The organism is Massilia sp. CFBP9012 (assembly GCF_034045115.1).
In the GTDB taxonomy this organism is placed as follows: domain Bacteria; phylum Pseudomonadota; class Gammaproteobacteria; order Burkholderiales; family Burkholderiaceae_D; genus Telluria.
Genome location: NZ_JAXCWM010000008.1, coordinates 346457 through 371317 on the forward strand (window position 1 = coordinate 346457; position 24861 = coordinate 371317).

Below are 24861 nucleotides of genomic sequence, written 5' to 3' on the forward strand. Positions count from 1 at the left end.
TGAATAGAAAATTACGAAATTAAACTTCCGGAATCGAACGCCGCCACCGACTCCGTTTCAACCCCAGATAGGAATTTGAATCATGACTAACCAAGTCGGCATTGATATGAACAGCGATTCGGAAGGCGATGAGCTGCTTCAGTACAACCCGAACCGCCTGCTCGATACCCTGATCGAGAACCTGCGCCTGAAGAACGACGCAGCGCTGTCGCGCGCACTCGAAGTGGCGCCGCCAGTGATCTCAAAGATCCGCCACCACCGCCTGCCGGTCGGCGCTTCGCTGCTGATCCGCATGCACGAAGTGAGCGACCTGTCGATCCGCGACCTGCGCTACCTGATGGGCGATCGCCGTGCGAAGTTCCGCATCAGCGACAAGCAGTTCAAGCCTAAAGAAGGCGCGGTTCCTGCTTCGAAAGACTGAGTCGTCGCGGGCGCGGCAGTTGGCGCCCTGGCTTCTGTCTTGACAGGATGGGCGGCGCCTTGCGCGCCGCCGGATGAGTAGTGCGTACGCCCGCGCGGGTGTACGAGCCGCCGCATTGGCGGACGACCGGATATCGTCGGCGACATGCCAACTGAACGGTCTACGCAGTCACAGCGACTGATACAACAAGGCCGCCTGCAACCCAGGCGGCCTTTTCATTTCGTGGCGCCGTTCAGGCGGGGAAAACGCCGGTCGACAGGTATCGGTCGCCGCGGTCGCACACCACGAACACAATGGTCGCGTTTTCCACCGTCTGGGCGATGCGCAGCGCCACTTCGCAGGCGCCGGCGGCCGAGATGCCGCAGAAGATGCCTTCTTCGGCCGCCATGCGGCGCGCCATCTGCTCGGCCGAGGCCTGGTTCACGTTCTCGACCTGGTCGACGCGCGCCGACTCGAAGATCTTCGGCAGATAGGCCTCAGGCCATTTGCGGATGCCCGGGATCGACGAGCCCTCTTCGGGCTGGGCGCCGACGATGCGGATGGCCTCGTTCTGTTCCTTCAGGTAGCGCGACACGCCCATGATGGTGCCGGTGGTGCCCATGGCGCTGACGAAGTGCGTGACGCGGCCTTCAGTGTCGCGCCAGATTTCCGGGCCGGTGGTCTCGTAGTGCGCGCGCGGATTGTCGAAGTTGGCGAACTGGTCGAGGATGATGCCCTGGCCATCCTTCTGCATCTGCTCGGCCATGTCGCGCGCGTATTCCATGCCGCCCGATTTCGGCGTCAGGATGATCTGCGCGCCATACGCGGCCATGCTCTGGCGGCGCTCGACCGACAGGTTGTCGGGCATCAGGAGGATCATCTTGTAGCCGAGGATCGCGGCCGCCATCGCCAGCGCGATGCCGGTATTGCCGCTGGTAGCTTCGATCAGCGTGTCGCCCGGCTTGATCTGGCCGCGCAGTTCGGCGCCGCGCAGCATCGACATGGCGGCGCGGTCCTTCACCGAGCCGGCCGGGTTATTGCCTTCCAGCTTGCCCAGGATGATGTTGTTGCGGGCCGCGATGTCGGCGCCAGGCAGGCGCTGCAGCTGCACGAGCGGCGTGTTGCCGATCGTGGCTTCGATGGTCTTGTAAGCCATTGCTTTCTCTATTCCTTGCGATACCAAAGCGCCATTTTAATCTGAGAAGCAATACGGCGTCGGGGCGGACATCGGTGGACCTGTCCACCGATGCCCGCCCCGTCAATTTACAGGCAGGACGTTTAGCGCAGCGGCAAGGGATACGTGGCCGGGCTGACGTTGCCATCCTTGTCGATCGCCTGCACGCCGAAGAATACATTGTCCTTCGACAGGTCCACGGTCGCTTCCGTCACGTTGCCGACCCACTTCGAGCCTTCCCAGTTGGCGCTGGTCGTGTCGCGCCACACGAGACGGTAGCCGGCCAGGTCGGGTTCGGCATTGGCCCTCCACACCAGGGTCGAATCGTTGGTGAGACCCGCGGTGCGCAGCTTCACTTCCTGCGGCGCGGATGGCGCCAGCGCCAGCGACGCCATGGCGGCGCCATTCACCTTGGTCACGTTGGCAACGTAACGGAAGTCGACATGGTCGATGGTGTCGCCAAACACCTTGCCGTTCTCGGTGCGCAGGTCCTGGTGCTGGTGGTCAAAGTTCTCGGCCGGCTCGGTGAAGCGCAATGCGGCATAGCCCTGCTCCAGGAATGGCATGTGGTCGCCGCCGCGCAGGTAGCGGTCGTGGCGCTGGATAACGCTGACCTTGAAGCCCTTCACGTAGCGCTCGCCCTGCTCCTTGGTGTGGCGCGCGAGCTGGCGCGAGATCGAATCGTTCTCGCCGCCGGTGGCCACCAGCTGGCGCACGGCTTCGCTCATTTCCTTGGTCGCCGGAATGCTCTGGGCGAACAGGCGCACGGATTTATCGTCGACCTTGCCATCGTCGCCGCGCGAGCTGCCGATGATATCGTTGGTGAACATGCCGGCCACGTTCCAGCCTTTTTCGCGCGCCTGGGTCGCCCAGTGGCGCGCGCCGATCAGGCCTTGCTCTTCGGCCGCGACGGCCATGAACACGAGCGTGGCGTCGAACTTGTACTTGGCCATCACGCAGGCCAGTTCCATGATGGCGGCGGTGCCCGAGGCGTCGTCGTTGGCGCCTGGCGCGTCCGACGTTGCATCCATCACGTCCGAGGCTCGCGAGTCGTAGTGGCCGCTGACCACATACATGCGGTCTTTCGAGGCGGCCTGCGTGCCCGGCAGGGTCGCGACCACGTTGACGATCTCGGTCGGCTTCGAAATGCGCGCCGAGACCGGCGCCACATGGCTGTCGAACGCCACCTGCAAGGGCGTGCCGGCGCCGCAGCGCTCCAGCTCGGCCTTGATCCAGCGCCGCGCCGCGCCGATGCCGCGCGTCTCGGATTCGGTTTCCGACATCGTGTGACGGGTGCCGAAGCTGACCAGCTTGCGGATATGGCTTTCGATACGCTTCTGCGAAATTTCGCCCAGGATCTTGTTGATTTGGGCTTGCTGGGCGGTGATGTTCGGCTGGGCCGGGGTGGCGGCGGAAGCCGTCGCGGACGCGGCCAGCAGGGCCGCCAGCAAGGCGGTGGAAACACGGGCGTGAGGCATGGTTACCTTTCTGGTATTGATGTGCAAGCTGTAACAGATGAGCTTGCACATCTTGCCATGCGCCCGTGCGGATGTCAGTCAATACATGTCATATTGCCTTGCCGCGTCGTTCCCGCGGAGGCGGGAACCCAAGTGCGGCCGAGCAGTCGATCAGGCATGCCCTAACGGCAGCGCATGCGCCTTGGATTCCCGCCTGCGCGGGAATGACGTTCAGGCGGTAGCGAACCTACGTTGCGGCCTTGGCATCGGCCGTCTGGCTCGGCTTGGCGTCTTTTGCGACAGGTTTGGCCGCAGCGGCGCCCTCCTTGCCCTTGCCATTGACCACCAGGCCGGCCTCGGACAGCTTGGCGGCCTTTTTATCGCCCAGGCCCTTGATGCGCCCCTGCAGGTCGGCCCAGTCCTTGAATTCGCCCTTGGCGCGTTCGTCCAGGATGGCCTTGGACATGCTCGGTCCCACGCCCTTTACCCCATCGAGCGCCGCGGCGTCGGCCTTGTTGACGTCGACCTGGGCAAAGGCGAAGCCGGCCGAGGCGACCAGCGTGGCGAGCGCCAGCATCAGTTTCTTGATCATTGAATGTTCTCCGTAAGTGAATACTCCCGACGGCAGGGCGCCGCCGGTGTTCACTTAGACGGATGACCCCGGCTCTTGTTAGGGTCCGGGGACTGAGCGCGATCAAGCGTCAGGCAGGAAACAGCTCCTCGCGGGTCACGGTTGCCGTGCCCAGCTTGCCGACCACGATACCGCCGGCACGGTTGGCGGTCACCAGCGCCTCGGCCAGCGGCGCCTTGGCGCCGAGCATGGTGGCGAGCGTGGCGATCACGGTGTCGCCCGCGCCCGAGACGTCGAACACTTCGCGCGCATCGGCATGCACGTGCAGCACCTCGTCCTGCGTGAACAGGCTCATGCCCTCTTCGGAACGGGTCAGCAGCAGAGCATCCAGGCCCAGCTCCTCGCGCAGCTTCTGCGCTTTCTCGAGCAATTGTTCTTCGGTTTTCCAGCCACCGACCACGTGCTGCAGTTCGGAGCGGTTCGGGGTCAGGATGCTCGCGCCCCGGTACGGCGTGAAATCGTCGCCCTTCGGATCGACCAGCACGATCTTGCCGGCGGCGCGCGCCAGGGCGATCATCTCGGCCACATTGACCAGGGAACCCTTGTTGTAGTCGGACAGGATGATGACGTCGTAGTCCGGCAGCAGCGCCTTGAACTGGGTGAGCTTGTCGCGCAGGACGTTCTCGGTCGGCGCATCCTCGAAGTCGATGCGCACCATCTGCTGCTGGCGGCCGATCACGCGCAGCTTGATGATGGTCGAGATCGCCTCGTCGCGCTTGAGGTAGCTGTGGATGCCTCCATCCTGCAGCAATTGCTCCATCTGGTCGCCCGCCTCGTCGGCGCCAGCCACGCCCAAGAGGCCCGTGTGGGCGCCGAGCGCGGCGGCGTTGCGCGCCACGTTGGCGGCGCCGCCCAGGCGCTCTTCGCGCTTCTGGATGCGCACCACGGGCACCGGGGCCTCGGGAGAGATGCGCGCGACGTCGCCGAACCAATAGCGGTCGAGCATGACGTCGCCCACCACCAGCAGGCGCACGGAAGACAGTTGCGGGGCCGCCTGCTGGCGGAAGTCGTCGGCCACCAGCAGGCGGCTTGGAGTCGGCTTGTTCATGGTGCTCAGTTCATCACATTCAGTTCTTCGGTGCGGCGCGGCGGGTAGGAATCCCAGCGGTTGCACCCCGGGCAGTGCCAGTAGAACTGGCGCGCCTTGAAGCCGCAGTGGCTGCACTGGTAGCGCGCCAGCTTCTGGGTATAGCGCTGCACCAGGTTCTTGACCATCGACAGCTCTTCCCAGATATTCGCCGGCGCATCCATCAGGCGCGCTTCCAGCAGCTTATCCAGGCCCAGCAGGGTTGGATTGCGGCGCAGCTCTTCGACCACCAGTTCCTTGGCCGCCTGCACGCCATCGAGCTCGATGACGGCCTTGAACACGACTTCGATCAGGTCGATCGACGAGGCCTCGGCCAGGTAGGACTTGAGCAGGTTGACGCCTTCCTGCGGGCGGCCCACCTTGCGGTAGCCATCCATCAGGCGCGCGGCCACCAGGGCCACGTGCGGCACGCTCTGCTGCTCGACGCGGCGCCAGGTCTTGAGCGCCTCTTCGACGTCGCCCTGGGCCAGCTGCGCGTCGCCGCGCAGGATGGTGGCGCGCACGCTGTGGCGGTCGGCTTCCAGGGCCTTGTCGAGCAGTTGCATGGCGTCGCTCGGCGCCGTATGCACCAGCGCGTCCTGGGCCAGTTCACAATAGAACTGGGCGATTTCCTTCTGGCGCGAGCCGGCGCCCGAATCCTGCAGGCCTTCGGCGGCCGCGATGGCGCGCTTCCATTCCTTCTCGCGCTGGTAGATCTCGAGCAGCGAACGGCGCGCCTTGACCGCGTACGAGGTGTCGACCAGCTGGTTGAAGGTTTCCTCGGCGCGGTCCAGCAGGCCGGCCTTCAGGTAGTCGATGCCGAGCTCGTACTGCGCGTGCGCCTTGTCCTCGGCTGGCAGGTCGGGCCGCGCCAGCAGGTTCTGGTGCACGCGGATGGCGCGCTCGGTTTCGCCGCGGCGGCGGAACAGGTTGCCGAGGGCAAAATGCATATCGGCCGATTCAGGGTCGAGCTTGACGATCTCGATGAAGGAATCGATGGCTTTATCCGGCTGGTCGTTCAGCAGGTGGTTGAGGCCCTTGAAATAACCGCGTGGCAAGGTGCGCGATTCGGAGACCAGTTCGTTGATGTCGACCCGGGCAGCAAGCCAGCCTAGGCCAAAGAAGAATGGGATGCCAAGCAGCATCCAGAGTTCAAATTCCATGGAGTTCTTGTTTTCTTATTGTTCAGGGCCGCGGTGCAGGCGGGGTCACGCTGTCCGGCGCCGGCGGCGCATTGCCGGTGCCGGCGGCGCTTTGCAGGGACTGGATGGTGATCTTGTTCAGCCACTTCTCGCGACGCTGGCGGAACACGGTCGGGGCCAGCGCCATGATGCCGAAGGCGGCGCCTGCCACGAAGAAGGCCAGCAGCATCAGCACCAGCGGGCCGCGCAATTCATATTGCAGGAAGAAATGCAGGTCGACTTCCTGGGTGTTCTTCAGGGCAAAGCCAAAGAAGAGAATGAACAGGACGATTCCGACGATGGTCGAGACGAATTTCATCAGCAGGTTCCGCTGGAGAATGGTGTGAGGGCGAAGTGTCGCATATTCGCCATGATATTTCAAAATGACACCGGACGTGGGCCCGATGGCGATCGGAGAGAGGCGAAAAAAAAACGGCACCCTCGCGGATGCCGTTTTTCGGGACTGCTCGACGACTAATCGTTGATGATCGGTTGCCCGACCATCGCATCCACCCGCTCGCGCAACTGCTTGCCCGGCTTGAAGTGCGGCACCCGTTTTTCGGGCACCATCACCTTGTCGCCGGACTTCGGATTGCGTCCGATGCGCGGAGGACGGCTGTTCAGCGAGAAGCTGCCGAAACCACGGATCTCGATGCGCTGCCCGGTCGCCAGGGCGTTGGTCATCGCATCGAGGATGGTCTTGACAGCAAACTCCGCATCCTTCGCCACCAGCTGGGAATAACGCTCAGCCAGTCGGTTGATCAGCTCGGATTTGGTCATCTGCCGCTCCAGTCAGGGGTTAGCCTGATTAGTTTTTGTTGTCGAACTTGGCTTTGAGCAGTGCGCCCAGGCTGGTGGTGCCCGAAGCTGCGCTGTTGTCGTTGGCCAGCTTGCTCATTGCTTCCTGGGTGTCAACATTGTCTTTCGCCTTGATCGACAGCTGGATGCTGCGAGCCTTGCGATCGATGTTGATGACCAGGGCTTCGACGCTGTCGCCCACTTTCAGGTGGGTGCCGGCATCTTCCACGCGGTCGCGTGCGATTTCCGAAGCGCGCAGGTAGCCTTCGACTTCTTCGGAGAGAGCGATCACGGCGCCTTTTGGCTCAACCGATTTCACGGTGCCGGTGACCAGGGTGCCCTTGTCGTTCAGCGAAGCGAAGTTGTTGAAAGGGTCGCCTTCCAGCTGCTTCACGCCCAGCGAAACACGCTCGCGCTCGACGTCGATTGCCAGGACGACTGCTTCCAGCTCGTCGCCTTTCTTGAAGCGACGCACGGCTTCTTCGCCGGCTTCGGTCCACGACAGATCCGACAGGTGGACCAGGCCATCGATGTTGCCTGGCAGGCCGATGAAGACGCCGAAGTCGGTGATCGACTTGATCGAACCCTTGACCTTGTCGCCCTTCTTGTGGGTCATGCCGAAGTCGTCCCATGGGTTCGCTTTGCACTGCTTCATGCCCAGCGAGATACGGCGACGCTCTTCGTCGATCTCCAGAACCATGACTTCCACTTCGTCGCCCAGCTGGACAACTTTGTTTGGCGCCACGTTCTTGTTGGTCCAGTCCATTTCCGACACGTGGACCAGGCCTTCGATGCCTTGTTCCACTTCGACGAACGCGCCGTAGTCGGTGAGGTTGGTGACTTTACCGAACAGGCGGGTGCCTTGTGGGTAACGACGCGACAGACCGGTCCATGGGTCATCGCCCAGTTGCTTCACGCCCAGCGAAACACGGTTCTTCTCTTGATCGTATTTCAGGACTTTAGCGGTGATCTCTTGGCCAACCGACAGGACTTCCGACGGGTGACGCACGCGACGCCATGCCAGGTCGGTGATGTGCAGCAGGCCGTCGATGCCGCCCAGGTCAACGAACGCACCGTAGTCGGTGATGTTCTTGACGACGCCGGTAACCACGGTGCCTTCTTTCAGGGTTTCCATCAGCTTCGCGCGCTCTTCGCCCATCGATGCTTCGATGACGGCACGACGCGACAGCACGACGTTGTTGCGCTTGCGGTCCAGCTTGATGACCTTGAATTCGAGGGTCTTGCCTTCGAACGGGGTGGTGTCCTTGACTGGACGGGTGTCAACCAGCGAACCCGGCAGGAAGGCGCGGATGCCGTTGGTCAGGACGGTCAGGCCGCCTTTGACTTTACCGTTGACGGTACCGGTGACGATTTCGCCCGATTCCATCGCTTTTTCCAGTGCCAGCCACGAAGCCAGACGCTTGGCTTTGTCGCGCGACAGGATGGTGTCGCCGAAGCCGTTTTCCAGCGACTCGATAGCCACGGAAACGAAATCGCCGATTTGAACTTCCAGTTCGCCCTGGTCGTTCTTGAATTCTTCGACCGGGATGAAGGCTTCCGATTTCAGACCTGCGTTGACGATCACGAAGTTGTGATCCAGGCGCACGACTTCAGCCGAGATGACTTCGCCCGAACGCATGTCTTGACGTTGCAGCGATTCCTCGAAGAGGGCTGCGAAGCTTTCCATACCGGTATCTTGAGTTGCAGTAGACATAAAAGTGGGATATTTCATGTTAACCAGCAGGCCGACGAAATTGCGGACTGAACTGGGTTAGGGTTAAAACACGCCTGCAACATAAAAGCGCGTTGCAGGCACCAAAGGACGCCGGCCTCTCGCCGATAACACCGCTGAACGGCGCCACCAGCCCAAAAACCGTCGTCCCCGCGAAGGCGGGGACCCAAGTTTGCCTGCACACCACGGCGATGACTCGAGCCAACGGTATGCATCGAACTTGGATTCCCGCCTGCGCGGGAATGACGTTCAGGTGCTGACGACTACCGGCCGCTATTGCAACCGATCGTCGAAAACACCATAAACGCCATTCAAAGTCTTTAAAAACTCTTCTTGATTACTTTTGCCGGGCTACTTTTGCGAATACCAGGCCATGACCTGTTCCACTGCCTGATCCACGCCCATTTCGGACGTGTCCAGCAGATGCGCATCGCTTGCCGGGGCTAGAGGGGCGACCGCGCGATTGGTGTCGCGCTCGTCTCTCGCCTGCAAATCTGCCAGGAGGTCGTTCATATTAGCAGAAAACCCTTTGTCAATCAATTGCTTATACCTGCGTTGCGCACGGGCCTCAACACTTGCGGTCAAGAACACCTTCAGCTTGGCGGTGGGGAAGATCACGGTGCCCATATCGCGCCCGTCGGCCACCAGGCCCGGCGTCTGGCGAAAGCCCAGCTGCAGCCCGAACAGCGCCTGGCGCACGGTCGGCAGCGCCGCAATCTTCGACGCCATATTGCCCACCTCCTCGGCCCGGATCGCGTGCGTCACGTCCTCCTGCGCCAGGTAGATATGCTCTCCCTGGAAGCGCGCCGGCAGGTGCTCGGCCAGCTTGGCGATCGCGTGCTCGTCGCGCAGTTCGACCTCGCGCCGCAGCGCCTGCAGCGCTGTCAGGCGGTACAGCGCGCCGGAGTCGAGCAGATGAAAGCTGAGGCGTTCGGCGACCCGGCTGGCGACCGTCCCCTTGCCGGATGCGGTGGGGCCGTCGATGGTGATGACTGGTACGTTCGAATTCGGCATGCGGATCCTGGCAATCGGTTAAAACAACTCGTCGCGCGCGATGCCCGCGAACGCTTCAAAATAATCGGGGAAGGTCTTGGCGACGCATTTCGGATCGTTGATGCGCATCGCGTTGCCGCGGCGCGCCTTGCCGTCCAGCGAAGCGAGCGAGAAGCACATCGCCATGCGGTGGTCATCGTAGGTGTCGATCGTGGCCGGCTTCAGTTCTTCCGGCGGGGTGATGCGGATGTAGTCCGGCCCCTCCTCCACTTCGGCGCCGACCTTGCGCAGCTCGGTGGCCATCGCCGCCAGGCGGTCGGTTTCCTTCACGCGCCAGCTGGCGATATTGCGCAGCGTGCTCGGGCCGTCGGCGTACAGCGCCGCCACCGCGATCGTCATCGCCGCATCCGGGATGTGGTTGAAATCGGCGTCGATGGCTTTCAGCACGCCATTCGACCTCGCCTCGATCCAGTTGTCGCCGCGGGTAATGATGGCGCCCATGCGCTCCAGCGCATCGGCAAAGCGCACGTCGCCCTGGATGCTGTGTTCACCCACACCTTCCACCCGCACCGGACCGCCGGCGATCGCACCGGCCGCCAGGAAGTAAGATGCCGACGAAGCGTCGCCCTCGACGTGGATGGTGCCGGGACTTTGATAGCGCTGGCCCGGATGCACGGTGAACGAGGACCAGCCGTTCTGCTCGACCTCGACGCCGAAGCGGCGCATCAGGTTCAGGGTGATCTCGATATAGGGCTTCGAAATCAGCTCGCCGACGACGTCGATCGCCACCGGATGGGTCTTGGCCATCAGCGGCGCCGACATCAGCAGCGCGGTCAGGAACTGGCTCGACACATTGCCGCGCACGGCGATGCGCTGCGGGTTGACGCGACCACGGCGGATGCGCAGCGGCGGGAAGCCCTGCTCGCCCGTGTACTCGATCTGGGCGCCGACTTCGTTCAGCGCGTCGACCAGGTCGCCGATTGGACGCTCGTGCATGCGCGAGACGCCATGCAGCGTGTAGTCGCCGCCGATCACGGCCAGGGCGGCCGTCAGCGGGCGGATCGCGGTGCCGGCATTGCCCATGAACAGATCAGCCTCATGGTTCGGCAGCTCGCCGCCATTGCCGTGCACGACCACGGTGCGCTCGTCGACCTCAATCCACTGGATGCCCAGCGAACGCAGCGCGCCCAGCATCACCATGGTGTCGTCCGAGGCCAGCAGGTCGTGGATTGTGGTCGTGCCCTCGGACAGCGCGGCCAGCAGCAGCGTGCGGTTCGAGATGGACTTGGAACCCGGCAGCCGCACGGCTCCTCTCGCATGCAGCACGGGCTCGAGGTCGATATGCTGCGGGTAGTGTTTTTGCTGCGTCATGTGTTTTCCTGATTGGGCAAACGCCGTTCGGGCGAGCCGGCTTCGATGGCCTCTTGCCATTCGCGGCGGGCGCGCTGGGCGGTCGCGTAGATTCCTTGCAAGCCGACGCCGTCTGCGGCCGCAAGCATGGCCCGCATCGACGTCAATTGTGCCAGATATGCATCCAGCTCGGTAAGCAGTGCGGCGCGGTTGGCCAGGCTGATGTCGCGCCACATCTCGGGCGACGAACCGGCGATGCGCGTGAAGTCGCGGAAACCGCTGGCGGCGTACTGGAACAGCATGTCGGCATGGGGCTTGGCGGCGATGTCGTCCACCAGCGCATAGGCCAGCAGGTGCGGCAAATGGCTGACGGCGGCGAACACGCGGTCATGGTCGTCGGGGCTGAGCGTGTGGATCACGGCGCCGCAGGCGCGCCAGGCGCCGGCGACTTTCTCGACGTCGTGCGCCGCATTCTCAGGCAGCGGCGTCAGCACGCACTTCTTGCCCTGGTACAGGCCGGCCAGTGCGGCGTCGGGGCCGTTCGATTCGCTGCCCGCGATCGGGTGGCCCGGCACGAACTGGTGCACCCGCCCCCCCAGCACCGCGCGCGCGGCGGCGACCACGTCGCACTTGGTGCTGCCGGCGTCGGTCACGACCGTCTGCGGCTCGAGGTGCGGCAGCAGCGCTGACAGGATGGCCCCGGTCTGGGCCACCGGTGCGGCCAGCAGCACGAGATCCGCGCCGCGCAGCGCGTCGGCATAATCCTCGGTGATGCGGTCGACGATGCCCAGCTCCAGCGCACGCGCCAGTGCCTCCGGGTGGCGGCCGATGCCGACCACCTCGCCCACCTGGCCGGCGTTCTTGAGCGCCAGCGCGAACGAGCCGCCGATCAGGCCGACGCCGACGATAACGACTTTAGCCAGCATTCAGCCTCGCGCGCTCGCGCTCTCCGTCGAGAGCGCTCGCTTTAGTGCCTCGATGAAGGCTGCGTTTTCTTGCGGCAGGCCGATCGAGATGCGCAGCCACTGCGGCAAGCCATAGGCGCCGACCGGACGCACGATCACGCCCTGCTTGAGCAGCGCCGTGTTCACGCGCGCGCCGGCCTGGTCGTCATTGCCGACCTTGACCAGGACGAAGTTGCCGAACGACGGCACATACTCGAGCTTGAGTTCTTCGAAGGCGGCGATCATCTGCTTGTAGCCCTCGGCGTTGTTCTGCGCACCTTTGGCGAGGAACTCCTTGTCGTTCAGCGCGGCGATCGCGGCGGCCTGCGCCAGCGAGTTGACGTTGAACGGCTGGCGAATGCGGTTCATCAGGTCCGTCACTTCCGGCTGGGCGATGGCGAAGCCCACGCGCAAGCCGGCCAGGCCGTAGGCCTTGGAGAAGGTGCGCGAGACGATCAGGTTCGGGTATTTGCGCACCCAGGCGCTCGACTCGAACTGGTGTTCCGGCGCCAGGTATTCGTTATACGCTTCGTCCAGCACCACGACCACGTTGGCCGGCACTTTCTGCAGGAAGGCTTCGACCTGTGCGGCCGGGATGAAGGTGCCGGTCGGGTTGTTCGGGTTGGCGACGTAGACCAGGCGCGTATCGGCATCGATGGCGGCGGCCATCGCATCCAGGTCGTGGCCGTAGTCCAAGCTCGGGACCACGATGGCGCGTCCGCCCACGCCCTGCGTGGCCAGCGCGTACACCGCGAACGAATACTGCGAATAGACCACCGCCTCGCCTTTTTGCACGAAGGCGTGGGCGGCGATTTCCAGGATGTCGTTGCTGCCGTTGCCCAGGGTGATCCACTCGAGCGGCACGTCGTAGCGCTGCGACAGCGCGGTCTTGAGTTCGAAGCCGTTGGCGTCCGGGTAGCGGCCGAGATCGGCGGCGGCTTCGAGCATCGCGGCGCGGCTCGATTCCGGCAGGCCGAAAGGATTCTCGTTGGAAGCCAGCTTGACGATGGTCGCTTCGTCGAGGCCGAACTCGCGGGCGACTTCGGCGATGGGTTTGCCGGCCTGGTAAGGGGCGATGGCGCGGACGTATTCTGGACCGAATTTCGACATGGTGTCTCTCTCTATTTGTTAAAGGCTTTGCGGGTAGGAGCCCAGCACCTTGAAGAAGGCGGCGTTGTCCTTGAGTTCCGCGAGCGCGCGCGCGACCGCGGCGTCATGCACATGGCCCTCGATATCGACGTAGAAGTAGTACTCCCAGGTGCCGATGCGCGCCGGGCGCGATTCGAAGCGGGTCATCGACACGCCATGCTTTTCGAGTGGCGCCAGCAGGTTGTAGACGGCGCCGGCCTTGTTCGGCACGGCCAGCACGATGCCGGTGCGGTCCTTGCCCGACGGGCCGGTCTGCAGCTGGCCGATCACCACGAAGCGGGTGCGGTTGTGCGGATCGTCCTGGATGTGGGCCTGGACCACGCCCAGCTGGTACTGCTCGCCCGCCATCTCGCTGGCGATCGCGGCGACCGTCGGATCCTGGCTTGCCAGCACCGCTGCCTCGGCATTCGAGGCCACGGCGCGGCGCTCGACGTCAGGGTGGTGCAGGTTGAGCCAGACCTGGCACTGGGCCAGCGCCTGCGAATGCGCACAGACGACTTTGACGCCGTCCATCGAACCGGTCTTGGTCATCAGGCTGTGGTGCACGGCGATCGATACCTCGCCGCTGATGATGGTGGTGGTGGCCAGCAGCAGGTCGAGCGAACGGTTGATCGCGCCTTCCGACGAGTTCTCGACCGGGACCACGCCGAAATCGGCGGTGCCGGCCTCGGTGGCGCGGAATACCTCGTCGATCGACACGCAAGGCAGCGTGTGAATGGCCGTGCCGAACTGCTGGAACACGGCCTGCTCGCTGAAGGTGCCGCTCGGGCCCAGATAGGCGACCGTCACGCGCTTCTCGAGCGCGCGGCAGGACGACATGATCTCGCGGAAGATGGTCTGCACGTCCTTGTTTTTGAGCGGACCGGGATTGCGGTCGGCGACGCCGCGCAGCACTTGCGCTTCGCGCTCGGGACGGAATACGGGGGCATTGGTTTCGGCCTTGACGTGGCCGACTTCTTGCGCGACCTTGCCGCGCTCGCTCAACAGCGAGAGGATTTGCGCGTCGATCGCATCGATGCGTTCGCGCAGGGGTTTGAGTTTGTCTGTCATCGTTATGCTGTGTGGTCGATTGGTTCGCCTGACCGCTGCTGCACGCCTGAAAGCCCCGGCATGCCGGGGTGGGTCTCAACGACCGGCGAACTCGTTCAAATAATCGACGAGGGCCTGTACGCCCTCGATCGGCATCGCGTTGTAGATCGATGCCCGCATGCCGCCGACGGACTTGTGGCCCTTCAGTTGCAGCAGACCGCGCGCTTGTGCGCCGGTCAGGAATAACTGGTTCAGCGATTCGTCGCGCAGGTAGAACGGCACGTTCATGCGCGAACGGAATTCCGGCGCCACGCGGTTGGTGTAGAAATCGTCGCGGTCGAGCGCCTCGTACAGCAGGCGCGCCTTCTCGATATTACGTTGCTCCATCGCCGCCACGCCACCATTCGCCTTGAGCCAGGCGAACACCAGCCCGGCGATATAGATCGAATAGGTCGGCGGCGTGTTGTACAGCGAGTCATGCTCGGCGCAGGTCTTCCAGTTGAAGGCCGACGGGCACTGCGGCGACGCGTAGTCGAGCAGGTCTTCGCGCACGATCACCAGGGTCAGGCCGGCCGGCCCGATATTTTTCTGGGCGCCAGCGAAGATCACGCCATATTTCGAGACGTCGATCTTGCGCGACAGGATGTGCGAGGACATGTCGGCCACGATCGGCACATCGGGATTGATTTCCGGCGCGTCAGGGTATTCGACGCCGTCGATGGTCTCGTTGGTGCAGATGTGCAGATAGGCCGCATCTGGCGACAGTTTCCATGCGTCGCGCGCCGGCACGCGGGCAAAACCTTCGGCCTGGCTCGAGGCGGCGACGTTCACCCGCGCATAGCGGGCCGCTTCCTTGATCGACTTGCCCGACCACGAACCGGTATGGACGAAGTCGATCACCGGGTCGCTGCGGCGACCGGCCAGGTTGAGGGGAACGATGGCGTTCTGCCCGAGCCCCCCGCCCTGCTGGAACAGGATTTTATAGTTGGCCGGCACGTCCAGCAGTTCGCGCAGGTCGTCCAGCGCCTGGCGGTGGATGCTGGAAAATTCTGGACCGCGATGGCTCATCTCCATCACCGACATGCCGCTGCCATGCCAGTCGAGCATCTCGCTCGCCGCCTGCAGCAGCACTTCTTTTGGAAGGACGGCGGGGCCGGCCGAGAAGTTGAAGATGTGGGTCATGCGGTCCTTTCTGCGATTTATTTAGCCTGGGCGTTCTGCATCACTTCCAGCATCAGGCCGTTCAGGCGCGGCGCGACGACCCGCTGGCCGGCGGCCATGCTCTCGGCGGCCAGGCGCGGCGACAGGGCCAGCATCTTCTGGCCCAGCGGGGTGCGGTAGAAGGCGGTCAGCTCCTTGAGTTCGGACACGCTGTAATTGCGGGCGTACAGCGGGCCGATTTCGGCCATCATGTCGTCGAGCAGCGCAGGATCGCGGAACATGCGGTTGATCGCCTCGGCGGCGCCCGGCAGCACCTGCTCGACCCTTTCCATGGCGGCCTTCTTCTTCTCGTCGCTGGCGGCGGGATCGGCATTGATCACCGCCGTCATCTGCGCGCGCATCATCTGCGGCAGCGCCTTCTCCATCTCGGTGAACGAAGCCAGCATCATCTTGCGCACATCCATCGCCGCCAGCAATTCCTTGACGGCGGCGCGCTCCTGCTCGCTCCCCTGCGCGCTCGGCGCAGCAGCGGCGGTGCTTTGCGCAAAGGCGGATGGGAAAACACCGGCAAAGGCGGCGGCGCAGGTCACGGCGAGGAGGACTTTTTTCATTGACTTTCCAAGCGGGCGCTGGCGCCCTTTGAATTGAACGAAGGGTGCAGGCGCGCGTGTCGACATGCGCGCCTGCACCCCGGGCGCCATTATTCCGGCGCCGGTTCGAGCTCGACTTCTTCGAGGTCGGTCTCGACGATGCGCTGCAGGCCCGACAGCTTGGTGCCATCCTCGACCGCGATCAGGGTCACGCCCTGGGTCGCGCGACCCATCTCGCGGATCTCGGAGACGCGGGTGCGGATCAGCACGCCGCCCGTCGTGATCAGCATGATCTCGTCGCTCGGCTCGACCAGGGTCGCGGCCACCACTTTGCCGTTACGCTCGCTGGTCTGGATCGCGATCATGCCCTTGGTGCCGCGGCCGTGGCGGGTGTACTCCGTGATCGGGGTACGCTTGCCGAAGCCGTTCTCGGTGGCGGTGAGGACGGTCTGCTCTTCGCTCTCGGCCACCAGCAGCGCGATGACCTGCTGGCCTTCTTCCAGGTTCATGCCGCGCACGCCGCGTGCGGTGCGGCCCATCGGACGCACGTCGTTCTCGTCGAAGCGCACGGCCTTGCCGCCGTCGGAGAACAGCATCACGTCGTGCTTGCCGTCGGTGAGCGCGGCGCCGACCAGCACGTCGCCTTCATCCAGGTCGACCGCGATGATGCCGGCCTTGCGTGGGTTGGAAAAGTCGCGCAGCGGGGTCTTCTTGACCGTGCCCAGCGAGGTCGACATGAAGACGTAGTGGTCTTCGGGGAAGGTGCGGTTCTCGCCCTGCAGCGGCAGCACGACGGTGATCTTCTCGTTGTCCTGCAGCGGGAACATATTGACGATCGGCTTGCCGCGCGAGTTGCGCGAGCCTTGCGGCACTTCCCACACCTTGAGCCAGTACATGCGGCCACGGTTACTGAAGCACAGCATGTAGTCGTGGGTATTGGCGATGAACAGCTGGTCGATCCAGTCTTCGTCCTTGGTCGCCGTCGCCTGCTTGCCGCGGCCGCCGCGCTTCTGCGCGCGGTATTCGGAGATCGGCTGCGCCTTCATGTAGCCCGCGTGCGACAGGGTCACCACCATGTCCTGCGGCGTGATCAGGTCTTCGGTCTCGAGGTCGCTGGCGTTGTGCTCGATACTCGAACGGCGGGTGTCCTTGCCATTGTCGGCGTACTCGGCCTTGATGGCGGACATCTCGTCGACGATGATCGTGGTGACGCGCTCTGGCTTGGACAGGATGTCGAGCAGGTCGGCGATGTGGGCCATGACCTCTTTGTACTCGTTGACGATCTTGTCCTGCTCCAGGCCGGTCAGGCGCTGCAGGCGCATCTGCAGGATCTCTTGCGCCTGCTCGTCCGACAGCTTGTACAGGCCGCTCTGCTGCATGCCGTAGTGCTTCGGCAGGTGCTCGGGACGGAAAGCCGCGATACCGCCGGACTCGCCCAGTTCGGTGCGGTTGAGCATCTCGCGCACCAGGGACGAATCCCAGCTGCGCTCCATCAGCTCGAGCTTGGCGACCGGCGGAGTCGGCGCGGCCTTGATGATGGCGATGAAGTCGTCGATGTTCGCCAGCGCGACAGCCAGGCCTTCGAGCATGTGGCCGCGGTCGCGCGCCTTGCGCAGTTCGAACACGGTGCGGCGGGTAACCACTTCGCGGCGGTGCGACAGGAAGCACTCGAGCATCTGCTTGAGGTTCAGCAGCTTCGGCTGGCCATTGACCAGCGCCACCATATTCATGCCGAAGGTGTCTTGCAGCTGAGTCTGCTTGTACAGATTGTTCAGCACAACTTCCGGCACTTCACCGCGCTTGAGCTCGATCACCACGCGCATGCCCGATTTATCGGACTCGTCGCGGATGTCGGAAATGCCTTCGAGCTTCTTGTCGCGCACGTTCTCGGCGATGCGCTCGAGCAGCGACTTCTTGTTTACCTGGTAAGGCAGCTCGTCGATGATGATCGCGGTGCGGTTGCCGTCGCGGCCCACTTCCTCGAAGTGGGTCTTGGCGCGCATCACCACGCGGCCGCGGCCGGTGCGGTAACCGTCGCGCACGCCCGAGACGCCATAGATGATGCCGGCGGTCGGGAAGTCCGGCGCCGGGATCAGCTCGATCAGCTCGTCGATGGTGCAATCCGGGTTGTGCAGCACGTGCATCGCGCCGGCGATCACTTCGGACAGATTGTGCGGCGGAATATTGGTCGCCATGCCGACCGCGATGCCGGACGAACCGTTGATCAAGAGGTTCGGGATGCGGGTCGGCAGGACCGTCGGCTCTTTCTCTTTACCGTCGTAGTTCGGCTGGAAGTCGACGGTGTCCTTGTCGATGTCGGCCAGGATCTCGCCGGCGATCTTGTCGAGGCGGCACTCGGTGTAACGCATCGCCGCGGCGCTGTCGCCGTCGATCGAGCCGAAGTTGCCCTGACCATCGACCAGGGTGTAGCGCAGCGAGAAGTCCTGGGCCATGCGGACCAGGGTGTCGTAGATCGACGAGTCGCCGTGCGGGTGGAATTTACCCATCGTGTCGCCGACGACGCGCGCGCACTTGAGGTAGGGACGATTCCACACGTTGTTCATCTCGTGCATCGCGTAGAGCACACGGCGGTGCACCGGCTTCAGGCCGTCGCGTACGTCCGGCAGCGCACGGCCCACGATCACGCTCATGGCGTAATCGAGGTAGCTCTTGCGCATCTCTTCTTCGAGGGAAATCGGGACTGTTTCTTTTGCGAATTGATCCATTGGGCGGGTCGACTGCTTTCAGGCGATGGTTATAAGTTGCAACGGACGATTCTACCATGCGACAGATAGCAGTTGCTCAATTCCGACAGGCCCACTCTGGATGCTGGAAATCAAGGGCGGGACGATGGAATGCGCACCAAATTTCCAGCATTGTCGTCCCCAGCCCGCTCCGCTTGAGAAAATGTTGCGGCGAAACAACGTCAAGCAATTAATGCTTGATGTTTGATTTGGGTGCAGTCGTGCGATTTTGGTGCATGTGGCAAAATGGACAGGAAGTCAATTGCTTGTTTCACAATACGAAACAGACGGAACGGCCGCCGTGTTAATCTTATGACCACACATGGAGCTCGTCTGAATCGCTACGGAATTAACCGAAAGGAAAAGAATATGAAGAAACTGATCACTGTTCTGCTCGCAGCGTCGGCCGCGATTGCGGGCGTCGCCTCCGCCCAAAGCGCCCCACCATACGCTCCCCTGACCACCGACATCCAGGTCCGCACCCCGTACAGCGCCTATGTGCAAGACGCTCGCGGCGTGATCGCGCGCAATCCATTCGGCCTGTGCTGGCGCACCGGCTACTGGACCCCGGCTGACGCGGTCCCAGGTTGCGATGCGCCACTGTGCGTCGAGCCAGAGAAACTTGAAAACGGCAAGTGCGTCGCTCCGCCGCCACCGGCAGCACCTGCCCCGGCTCCAGCACCTGCGCCAGTCGTGGCCGCACCAGTGCCGACCTCGGAAAAAGTCAGCTACTCGGCCGACGCCTTCTTCGACTTCGACAAGGCGATCCTGAAGCCAGCCGGCAAGTCCTCGCTGGATGAGCTGAGCGCCAAGCTGGGCGACATGAACCTGGAAGTCATCATCGCCGTCGGCCACACCGACTCGATCGGCACCGATGCCTACAACCAGAAGCTGTCGATCCGCCGCGCAGAGGCTGTCAAAGCCTACCTGAAAGGCAAAGGCATCGAAGACACCCGCATCTACACCGAAGGCAAGGGCGAAAGCCAGCCGAAAGCGGACAACAAGACCGCCGAAGGCCGCGCACAGAACCGTCGCGTGGAAATCGAAGTCGTCGGTACCCGTACCGTCAACAAGTAATCGGCTGTAAGCCACTGCCGTAAGCACGTCGTCCCCGCGCAGGCGGGGACCCAATTTCTGCTAGCGTGATCGAAACGCTTGCAAACTTGGGTCCCCGCCTTCGCGGGGACGACGTTTTTGCGCCGAGAAAATTTACTTGGCTCCCCGCCTACGCGGGGACGACCTACCCCGTGGCGGGGAAGGTCGGTTATTATTCGAGCCATGACGACGACAAACGCAGACCCATTAGAAATCCAGAAGTTCAGCGAACTGGCCCACCGCTGGTGGGACCCGACCTCCGAATTCCGTCCGCTGCACGAAATCAACCCCTTGCGCCTCGAGTGGATCAATGCGCGCGCGCCGCTGGCCGGCAAGAACGTGATCGACATCGGCTGCGGCGGCGGTGTGCTGTCCGAATCGATGGCGCGCAAGGGCGCCAAGGTGACGGGCATCGACCTGTCGCAGAAGGCGCTCAAGGTCGCCGACCTGCACAGCCTGGAATCGGGTGTGGAGGTGCGCTATAAACACATCGCGGCCGAAGAGATGGCCGAGCAGGAAGCCGGCCAGTTCGACGTCGTCACCTGCATGGAAATGCTGGAGCACGTGCCGGACCCGGCCTCCATCGTGCGCGCCGCCGCCAAGCTGGTGAAACCGGGCGGCCACCTGTTCTTCTCGACCCTGAACCGCAATCCGAAGTCCTACCTGTTCGCCGTAATCGGCGCCGAGTACGTGCTGCGCATGCTGCCGCGCGGGACCCACGACTACGGCAAGTTCATCACGCCGGCCGAGCTGGCGCAGTTCGTACGCCAGGCCGGCCTGCAGGTCGACGGCCTGAAGGGCCTGACCTATAACCCGCTGACCAAGATCTATTCGCTGAACAACGACACCGATGTGAACTACATGGTGGCGTGCAGCAAACCGCTCTGAACGACATGACTTTTCCTACCGTGATGCCGGCACCGCGTGCCATCCTGTTCGACCTCGACGGCACGCTGGCCGACACGGCGCCCGACCTCGCCGCGGCCGTGAACTGGCTGCGCACAGAGCGCGGCCTGGACCCGACCCCGTACGAAGTGCTGCGCCCGACCGCCTCGGCCGGCGCGCGCGGCATGATCGGCGCCGCCTTCGGCCTGGCGCCGGGCGACGAGGGTTACGAAGAACTACGCCTGGCCTGGTTCGAGCGCTACCAGTCCGCCATGTCGACCTATACGACCCTGTTCGACGGCATTCCCGAACTGCTGGCGGGAATCACCGAGGCCGGCATGGCCTGGGGCATCGTCACCAACAAGCCGTCGCGCTTCACCGATCCGCTGGTGCCGCAGATCGCGCTGGCGCACGCCGGCTGCATCGTGTCGGGCGACACCACGGGCTTCGCCAAACCGCACCCCGCCCCACTGCTCGAAGGCGCCCGCCGCCTCGGCATTGCACCGGAACAGTGCTGGTATGTGGGCGACGACCTGCGCGACATCGAGGCCGGACAGGCGGCCGGCATGGTCACCGTCGCCTGCGTCTGGGGTTATTGCGGCGCGATCGAGCCGTCGACCTGGGGCGCGGACTATCTGCTCGAGACGCCGGCGCAGCTGCTGGCGTTGCTGGGACAGGTATCCGAGGCTGCGCGGCAGGCCGAGCACGCGGCCTGATGCGCCAATCACTCTCTGCAACGGCGCCCTTTCCGGCGCCGTTTTCTTTTGTGCCGGCATGCTTACATCTATTTACGATTGATACAGGGGCACGTCTATCTCTCCGTCCGGCTCGCCAGTAATCTACGTCCATACGAACACGCCATACCAAACGGAGCAGACCATGGAAACCACGACCACCAACCGCATCCACCCACTGATGGCCGCTGCCGCCGCGTCGGTCATCGTCGTCAGCCTGACTGGCGCCGCCGCGATCACCGGCCTGCTGCCGACGTCGAAGAGCGCGCCGGAGCCGAGCATGCCGCTGGCAGCCGCCTCGCCGTACGCGATGCCGCAGGCAGGTATGCAGGTTCCTGCCGGGTACGTTGCCCAGCCTGGCCAGATGGCGCCAGTGGCGGCTAACGGTCAGCAGCTGGTGCCGGCGATGGTGCCCGCGATGGTCCCGGCCCACCAGGTGGCATATGCCCAGCCGGTCGCCCAGGTACAGCCGCAGCCAACCGTGATCATCAAGGAAAAGCCGGTGGTAAAAGTGGTCGAGAAAACCCGCGTGGTGCACGCCAAGCCGCAGCCGGTGCGCTATGAAGAACCGCGTTATTCGCAGCCGGCGCCGGCCCAGCAACCGAATTATGTCGGCATCGGCACCGGCGCCGTGATCGGCGGCTTGATCGGCAACCAGGTCGGCGGCGGCAACGGCAAGAAGCTGGCGACCGTCGCCGGCGTGATCGGCGGCGGCATCATCGGCAACGAAATCGCCAACCGCAACAGCCGCTAAGCAAGCACTAACTTACTTCTCTCTCCCCTTGGCCGCGGACTTTTAGTCTGCGGCCTTTTTTTTGAACACGCCGACGATGATGTCGCTCGGGAACATGCGCAGCACGGGAATCGCGCACATGATCGCCACGTACTGGATGTAGAGCGACAAGGTCGGCACATTGCCGGCGCAGCGCAGGCGTTCCAGCAAGCCCTTGGCGCGCAGCGCCGGCAGCTCGGCCGCCTCGGCCAGCTTGAAGCCCTGCCCCACCACCAGTTGCTGCAGATTGCGTGGATTGAAGTAATGGACGTGCGGCGAAGGCAGGTCTTTCTGCCACAGCCGTTCGAACGGCCCGCGCCAGCCCAGGCGCGCGATCAGCTTCGAGAGCCGGTAGAAGAAGCCGCGGCTGTTCGGCAGGTTGAGGATCAGGATGCCGCCGTCGTGCAGGCGCGCGTGGCAGGCGGCGAGCGCGCTGCGGATGTCGGGAATGTGTTCGATCACATCGTTGAAGACGATGACGTCGAAGCGTTCGCCTTCCTTGAGCACGTCCGGGAAGTAGCCGGAGCGTACCGGCAAACCGCGCGCGGCGGCGCGGGCGCCAACGACGGCATCCGGCTCCACGCCCAGCACATCGAACTGCTCGCGCGCCGTCTCGAGGAACCAACCGTGGGCACTGCCGACGTCGAGCAGGCGCGGCCGGCTCACGCCGACATGCTGGCGGGCCCAGGCGACGATGGTGCGGAAGTTTTCGAGGCGCAGCGCCTTGAGGCCGGCCTCACGCTCGGCTTCGTCCACGGCGGGACCGCTATGCGCATTGATGGCAACGCTGAGGGCGGCGCTTTCGTAGTTGCAAGCCGGGCAGGTTGCATGCCATCCGGCCAAACCAGCCACCTTGGCGTTGCCACAAACGATACACGTCATGTCGGTCCTCGTCAGCATCTCGAATCCCATTAGCATATTGCAATTAAGCTATGCATTGTAGGTTTTTTGTAGTGACAGACTTTAAGCAGGCGCTAAGGAACTGCGCTGTACATCCTCGGCGCTTGGAGTACAATAGAGGTTCTTGACGTTGGGGGCGACCTGGTTTCGACGTGGGTTGCAAAGCAGCGCAGGGCATACCGAGGACTGGTTACCTCGTAAATACATCCAGAAATCAATAACTGCAAACGATAACTCGTACGCACAAGCAGCTTAATTGCTGCTAGCTCTACAACACCTCGCCTCTGGGGTGAGTCGCAAGACTAGTAGAGTCATTTACAGAGGCTAGGAATCAATCGGGTTACTTGGTTGCTTCCGAAATTTAAGGTAACTCGCTTGTACAAAGGGTGCACATCCCCGTTGTATGGGTCAAATTAAATGATAGTGCTAAGTATGTAGAACTGTCTGTAGAGTGCTTGCGGACGCGGGTTCGATTCCCGCCGCCTCCACCAACCGCATTCAAAAAGCCGCTGATTCGTCAGCGGCTTTTTCATTTCCGTAGTCTGGGCGGACATGATGTCGCCGACTACTTCTATGCGCTCTTCCTCCAGTGAGTATGCGCGAGAATCGACGCGCACCTGTACAGCTATACTCGCGAGAGCAAACCTGTTCTGTTGGCAAGCGCCTTGGTCGCGCCACCCAATTACGCCTCGTTTGTGCACGATACCTACTACCCTCAACCGGCAACCCAATTGTCTTTTTTGATTTCGAGACAACCGGATTGTCCGCAAAAACTGATCTGATCATCGAAGTGGCGGCGGTGAAGTGTGTACCGGGCGCGAAGTCGCACCCGCATATGCAGCAGCTGATACTGATTGAGAAGCCACTTTCACCATTCATTTCCAGGCTTACTGGCATCACAAACGATATGCCGCACCGGGAAGAGCGCCAAATGGAAGTCGTGCTCGATGAATTTATCGAGTTCATTAGCGATCATGACGTCCTCTCGTTCAACGTCAACTTCGACACAGAATTTCTTAACGCCGCGCTATTCCGACACGGTCGGCGTCCGCTCAAGAATATCGGACATTGCGCGCTGGCCCCGGGCTCGGGAAGCCTGGCCGAATTTACCAAACCGTAAATTAGTGCATCTTGCTGATTACTTCGGCTTGGAAAACAGCGTAGCTCATCGCGCGCTGAACGATACACTTTGGGCATTGGAGGTATATTTCCGCGATGCACGTGCCCACCCGACCACGTCGCCAAGCCCAGCTACCAAAGCGCTGTCAACTGGCTCTCCTTCGGTAATACCAGTCACAACAGGTCCCCGACAGTCCAGGATCGAGGTGCTAGGCACTAAGCGGTATCAGCAATCTTTTGAAGCTATGTGCGGACCTCGAACCAACAAAGGCGCAGCTCTTCATATCCACGTGAAATTGCGTGTCGAGACTAAATTAAGTGCTGTGTGCGTACTCATCCGGGATGAGGTGATCGAAAATCTGGTTCCTCGTATTGCACAGGATTTTCGCCTCGCGATCATCGAAGGCCACTTGGGCGAGCTCACCCATTTCGAATGCTCTGTAGAAATTCGAGGTAGAGGATTTGCAGCGCTCCAGATGAAGGGTATTACGCCATGTGGCTCGATAGTCCTTAGGATGATGATTAATAGAAGACCAACCAACATCAGCAAGGTCACATCATCTGCACATCAATGGGGTCAGATACCGTCTTGAATGGCAAGTGGTTTCGACAAATAATTTGCGTCGAACGGCTTGCCATTGCGGATGACGCCATAGATCAAGTGAGTCATCTTATGCATGATGGCGCAAATGACGGCCTTTTTGAATGCCCAGTGGCTAGTAGGCGCTCCGCAAATTGTTTGACGATTGGATTGTAGCGACATGCCACCATGCTCGGCATAAATAGCGCAGCCCTTAACGATGTACTGCCGGTCCGGCAGATGACAGACCTTCCTTTGACGGAAGTGCCGGATGTGTTTTGCTTCGGCGTCACGCCGAGAAATGCAGCCAAGGCTTTGGCGCTCTTGAAGCGGCGGACATCCCCAAGATGCCCCAGGATGCGCGCGACGGTGGTCTT

The 24861-nt window shown here is 62.7% G+C and carries 24 protein-coding genes and 1 other RNA gene; 7 read left to right on the forward strand and 18 right to left on the reverse strand.

All coding sequences use genetic code 11. The annotated features are described in order from the left end of the window. The first annotated feature begins 82 nt into the window (after positions 1–82). Positions 83–421: a hypothetical protein gene (locus tag SOM61_RS15840; RefSeq protein ID WP_109344434.1), complete on the forward strand. Its 339-nt coding sequence runs from the start codon at positions 83–85 to the stop codon at positions 419–421. Between the two features lie 232 nt (positions 422–653). Here SOM61_RS15840 and cysM read toward each other — a convergent pair whose 3' ends face one another. The 16 genes from cysM to gyrA form a co-directional block, all read right to left on the reverse strand. Next, the gene (gene cysM, locus SOM61_RS15845) at positions 654–1556 is read right to left on the reverse strand and encodes a cysteine synthase CysM (protein WP_147933886.1); all 903 of its coding nucleotides are present in this window, start codon (positions 1554–1556) and stop codon (positions 654–656) included. A 122-nt stretch (positions 1557–1678) separates the two neighbouring features. Beyond that, on the reverse strand, positions 1679–3052 hold the full coding sequence (locus SOM61_RS15850) for a M28 family metallopeptidase (RefSeq protein WP_320474972.1): 1374 nt from the start codon (positions 3050–3052) through the stop codon (positions 1679–1681). Positions 3053–3278: 226 nt separating this feature from the next. Next, entirely contained in the window at positions 3279–3623 is a 345-nt protein-coding gene (locus tag SOM61_RS15855; protein ID WP_320474973.1) for a ComEA family DNA-binding protein, read from the reverse strand. A gap of 109 nt (positions 3624–3732) precedes the next feature. Continuing rightward, on the reverse strand, positions 3733–4710 hold the full coding sequence (gene rfaE1 / locus SOM61_RS15860; RefSeq protein ID WP_320474974.1) for a D-glycero-beta-D-manno-heptose-7-phosphate kinase: 978 nt from the start codon (positions 4708–4710) through the stop codon (positions 3733–3735). Positions 4711–4715: 5 nt separating this feature from the next. Beyond that, a complete protein-coding gene (gene lapB / locus SOM61_RS15865) occupies positions 4716–5891 on the reverse strand; it encodes a lipopolysaccharide assembly protein LapB (protein ID WP_147933890.1) in 1176 nt (391 codons plus the stop codon). Positions 5892–5913: 22 nt separating this feature from the next. Then, positions 5914–6228, reverse strand: a complete 315-nt coding sequence (locus tag SOM61_RS15870; protein WP_320474975.1) for a LapA family protein — start codon at positions 6226–6228, stop codon at positions 5914–5916. 155 nt (positions 6229–6383) lie between these two features. Beyond that, the gene (locus SOM61_RS15875; RefSeq protein WP_005668997.1) at positions 6384–6689 is read right to left on the reverse strand and encodes an integration host factor subunit beta; all 306 of its coding nucleotides are present in this window, start codon (positions 6687–6689) and stop codon (positions 6384–6386) included. 28 nt (positions 6690–6717) lie between these two features. Then, positions 6718–8421, reverse strand: a complete 1704-nt coding sequence (rpsA, locus tag SOM61_RS15880) for a 30S ribosomal protein S1 (protein ID WP_123068054.1) — start codon at positions 8419–8421, stop codon at positions 6718–6720. A gap of 369 nt (positions 8422–8790) precedes the next feature. Further along, positions 8791–9453: a (d)CMP kinase gene (gene cmk / locus SOM61_RS15885; RefSeq protein WP_123068053.1), complete on the reverse strand. Its 663-nt coding sequence runs from the start codon at positions 9451–9453 to the stop codon at positions 8791–8793. Between the two features lie 18 nt (positions 9454–9471). Beyond that, the gene (aroA, locus tag SOM61_RS15890) at positions 9472–10803 is read right to left on the reverse strand and encodes a 3-phosphoshikimate 1-carboxyvinyltransferase (protein WP_320474976.1); all 1332 of its coding nucleotides are present in this window, start codon (positions 10801–10803) and stop codon (positions 9472–9474) included. Beyond that, complete coding sequence (locus tag SOM61_RS15895) at positions 10800–11708, reverse strand: prephenate dehydrogenase (RefSeq protein WP_320474977.1); 909 nt, start codon at positions 11706–11708, stop codon at positions 10800–10802. The genes aroA and SOM61_RS15895 overlap by 4 nt, the downstream gene beginning before the upstream one ends. After that, complete coding sequence (gene hisC, locus SOM61_RS15900; RefSeq protein WP_320474978.1) at positions 11709–12836, reverse strand: histidinol-phosphate transaminase; 1128 nt, start codon at positions 12834–12836, stop codon at positions 11709–11711. A gap of 18 nt (positions 12837–12854) precedes the next feature. After that, positions 12855–13925, reverse strand: a complete 1071-nt coding sequence (gene pheA, locus SOM61_RS15905) for a prephenate dehydratase (protein ID WP_320474979.1) — start codon at positions 13923–13925, stop codon at positions 12855–12857. A gap of 75 nt (positions 13926–14000) precedes the next feature. Continuing rightward, the gene (gene serC / locus SOM61_RS15910; protein ID WP_320474980.1) at positions 14001–15086 is read right to left on the reverse strand and encodes a 3-phosphoserine/phosphohydroxythreonine transaminase; all 1086 of its coding nucleotides are present in this window, start codon (positions 15084–15086) and stop codon (positions 14001–14003) included. Between the two features lie 17 nt (positions 15087–15103). Then, positions 15104–15676 carry a DUF2059 domain-containing protein gene (locus tag SOM61_RS15915; protein WP_320474981.1) on the reverse strand — a complete coding sequence of 191 codons (573 nt, stop codon included), beginning with the start codon at positions 15674–15676 and terminating at the stop codon, positions 15104–15106. An 89-nt stretch (positions 15677–15765) separates the two neighbouring features. Next, on the reverse strand, positions 15766–18381 hold the full coding sequence (gene gyrA, locus SOM61_RS15920) for a DNA gyrase subunit A (RefSeq protein ID WP_123068045.1): 2616 nt from the start codon (positions 18379–18381) through the stop codon (positions 15766–15768). A gap of 387 nt (positions 18382–18768) precedes the next feature. Here gyrA and ompA point away from each other — a divergent pair, with 387 nt between their 5' ends. The 4 genes from ompA to SOM61_RS15940 all read left to right on the forward strand — a co-directional run bounded on the left by ompA (position 18769) and on the right by SOM61_RS15940 (position 21867). Next, the gene (ompA, locus tag SOM61_RS15925) at positions 18769–19476 is read left to right on the forward strand and encodes an outer membrane protein OmpA (protein WP_320474982.1); all 708 of its coding nucleotides are present in this window, start codon (positions 18769–18771) and stop codon (positions 19474–19476) included. A 201-nt stretch (positions 19477–19677) separates the two neighbouring features. Next, entirely contained in the window at positions 19678–20382 is a 705-nt protein-coding gene (ubiG, locus tag SOM61_RS15930; protein ID WP_123070614.1) for a bifunctional 2-polyprenyl-6-hydroxyphenol methylase/3-demethylubiquinol 3-O-methyltransferase UbiG, read from the forward strand. Positions 20383–20387: 5 nt separating this feature from the next. After that, the gene (locus SOM61_RS15935) at positions 20388–21095 is read left to right on the forward strand and encodes an HAD family hydrolase (protein ID WP_320474983.1); all 708 of its coding nucleotides are present in this window, start codon (positions 20388–20390) and stop codon (positions 21093–21095) included. A gap of 163 nt (positions 21096–21258) precedes the next feature. Further along, a complete protein-coding gene (locus SOM61_RS15940; RefSeq protein ID WP_320474984.1) occupies positions 21259–21867 on the forward strand; it encodes a glycine zipper 2TM domain-containing protein in 609 nt (202 codons plus the stop codon). 42 nt (positions 21868–21909) lie between these two features. On the opposite strand, the gene SOM61_RS15945 is transcribed toward SOM61_RS15940, so the two are convergent. Next, positions 21910–22767 (reverse strand): class I SAM-dependent methyltransferase, encoded by an 858-nt coding sequence (locus SOM61_RS15945; RefSeq protein ID WP_320474985.1) that lies wholly within the window; start codon positions 22765–22767, stop codon positions 21910–21912. A gap of 150 nt (positions 22768–22917) precedes the next feature. Between SOM61_RS15945 and ssrA the strand changes: the two genes are divergently transcribed. Beyond that, positions 22918–23276: a transfer-messenger RNA gene (gene ssrA / locus SOM61_RS15950) on the forward strand. A gap of 104 nt (positions 23277–23380) precedes the next feature. Further along, a complete protein-coding gene (locus SOM61_RS15955) occupies positions 23381–23905 on the forward strand; it encodes a 3'-5' exonuclease (RefSeq protein ID WP_320474986.1) in 525 nt (174 codons plus the stop codon). A gap of 665 nt (positions 23906–24570) precedes the next feature. On the opposite strand, the gene SOM61_RS15960 is transcribed toward SOM61_RS15955, so the two are convergent. Further along, positions 24571–24843: an IS110 family transposase gene (locus SOM61_RS15960; RefSeq protein ID WP_320474991.1), complete on the reverse strand. Its 273-nt coding sequence runs from the start codon at positions 24841–24843 to the stop codon at positions 24571–24573. Positions 24844–24861: the final 18 nt, after the last annotated feature.

Coding starts and splice junctions, on each gene's coding strand:
- SOM61_RS15840 (WP_109344434.1), top strand. CDS start 83: ATGACTAACCAAGTCGGCATTGATATGAACAGCGATTCGGAAGGCGAT.
- SOM61_RS15935 (WP_320474983.1), top strand. CDS start 20,388: ATGACTTTTCCTACCGTGATGCCGGCACCGCGTGCCATCCTGTTCGAC.
- SOM61_RS15870 (WP_320474975.1), bottom strand. CDS start 6,228: ATGAAATTCGTCTCGACCATCGTCGGAATCGTCCTGTTCATTCTCTTC.
- SOM61_RS15855 (WP_320474973.1), bottom strand. CDS start 3,623: ATGATCAAGAAACTGATGCTGGCGCTCGCCACGCTGGTCGCCTCGGCC.
- SOM61_RS15915 (WP_320474981.1), bottom strand. CDS start 15,676: ATGAAAAAAGTCCTCCTCGCCGTGACCTGCGCCGCCGCCTTTGCCGGT.
- SOM61_RS15895 (WP_320474977.1), bottom strand. CDS start 11,708: ATGCTGGCTAAAGTCGTTATCGTCGGCGTCGGCCTGATCGGCGGCTCG.
- SOM61_RS15940 (WP_320474984.1), top strand. CDS start 21,259: ATGGAAACCACGACCACCAACCGCATCCACCCACTGATGGCCGCTGCC.
- ompA (WP_320474982.1), top strand. CDS start 18,769: ATGAAGAAACTGATCACTGTTCTGCTCGCAGCGTCGGCCGCGATTGCG.
- hisC (WP_320474978.1), bottom strand. CDS start 12,836: ATGTCGAAATTCGGTCCAGAATACGTCCGCGCCATCGCCCCTTACCAG.
- ubiG (WP_123070614.1), top strand. CDS start 19,678: ATGACGACGACAAACGCAGACCCATTAGAAATCCAGAAGTTCAGCGAA.
- rpsA (WP_123068054.1), bottom strand. CDS start 8,421: ATGTCTACTGCAACTCAAGATACCGGTATGGAAAGCTTCGCAGCCCTC.
- aroA (WP_320474976.1), bottom strand. CDS start 10,803: ATGACGCAGCAAAAACACTACCCGCAGCATATCGACCTCGAGCCCGTG.
- cmk (WP_123068053.1), bottom strand. CDS start 9,453: ATGCCGAATTCGAACGTACCAGTCATCACCATCGACGGCCCCACCGCA.
- SOM61_RS15850 (WP_320474972.1), bottom strand. CDS start 3,052: ATGCCTCACGCCCGTGTTTCCACCGCCTTGCTGGCGGCCCTGCTGGCC.
- SOM61_RS15945 (WP_320474985.1), bottom strand. CDS start 22,767: ATGACGTGTATCGTTTGTGGCAACGCCAAGGTGGCTGGTTTGGCCGGA.
- cysM (WP_147933886.1), bottom strand. CDS start 1,556: ATGGCTTACAAGACCATCGAAGCCACGATCGGCAACACGCCGCTCGTG.
- rfaE1 (WP_320474974.1), bottom strand. CDS start 4,710: ATGAACAAGCCGACTCCAAGCCGCCTGCTGGTGGCCGACGACTTCCGC.
- gyrA (WP_123068045.1), bottom strand. CDS start 18,381: ATGGATCAATTCGCAAAAGAAACAGTCCCGATTTCCCTCGAAGAAGAG.
- lapB (WP_147933890.1), bottom strand. CDS start 5,891: ATGGAATTTGAACTCTGGATGCTGCTTGGCATCCCATTCTTCTTTGGC.
- SOM61_RS15875 (WP_005668997.1), bottom strand. CDS start 6,689: ATGACCAAATCCGAGCTGATCAACCGACTGGCTGAGCGTTATTCCCAG.
- SOM61_RS15955 (WP_320474986.1), top strand. CDS start 23,381: ATGCGCGAGAATCGACGCGCACCTGTACAGCTATACTCGCGAGAGCAA.
- serC (WP_320474980.1), bottom strand. CDS start 15,086: ATGACCCACATCTTCAACTTCTCGGCCGGCCCCGCCGTCCTTCCAAAA.
- pheA (WP_320474979.1), bottom strand. CDS start 13,925: ATGACAGACAAACTCAAACCCCTGCGCGAACGCATCGATGCGATCGAC.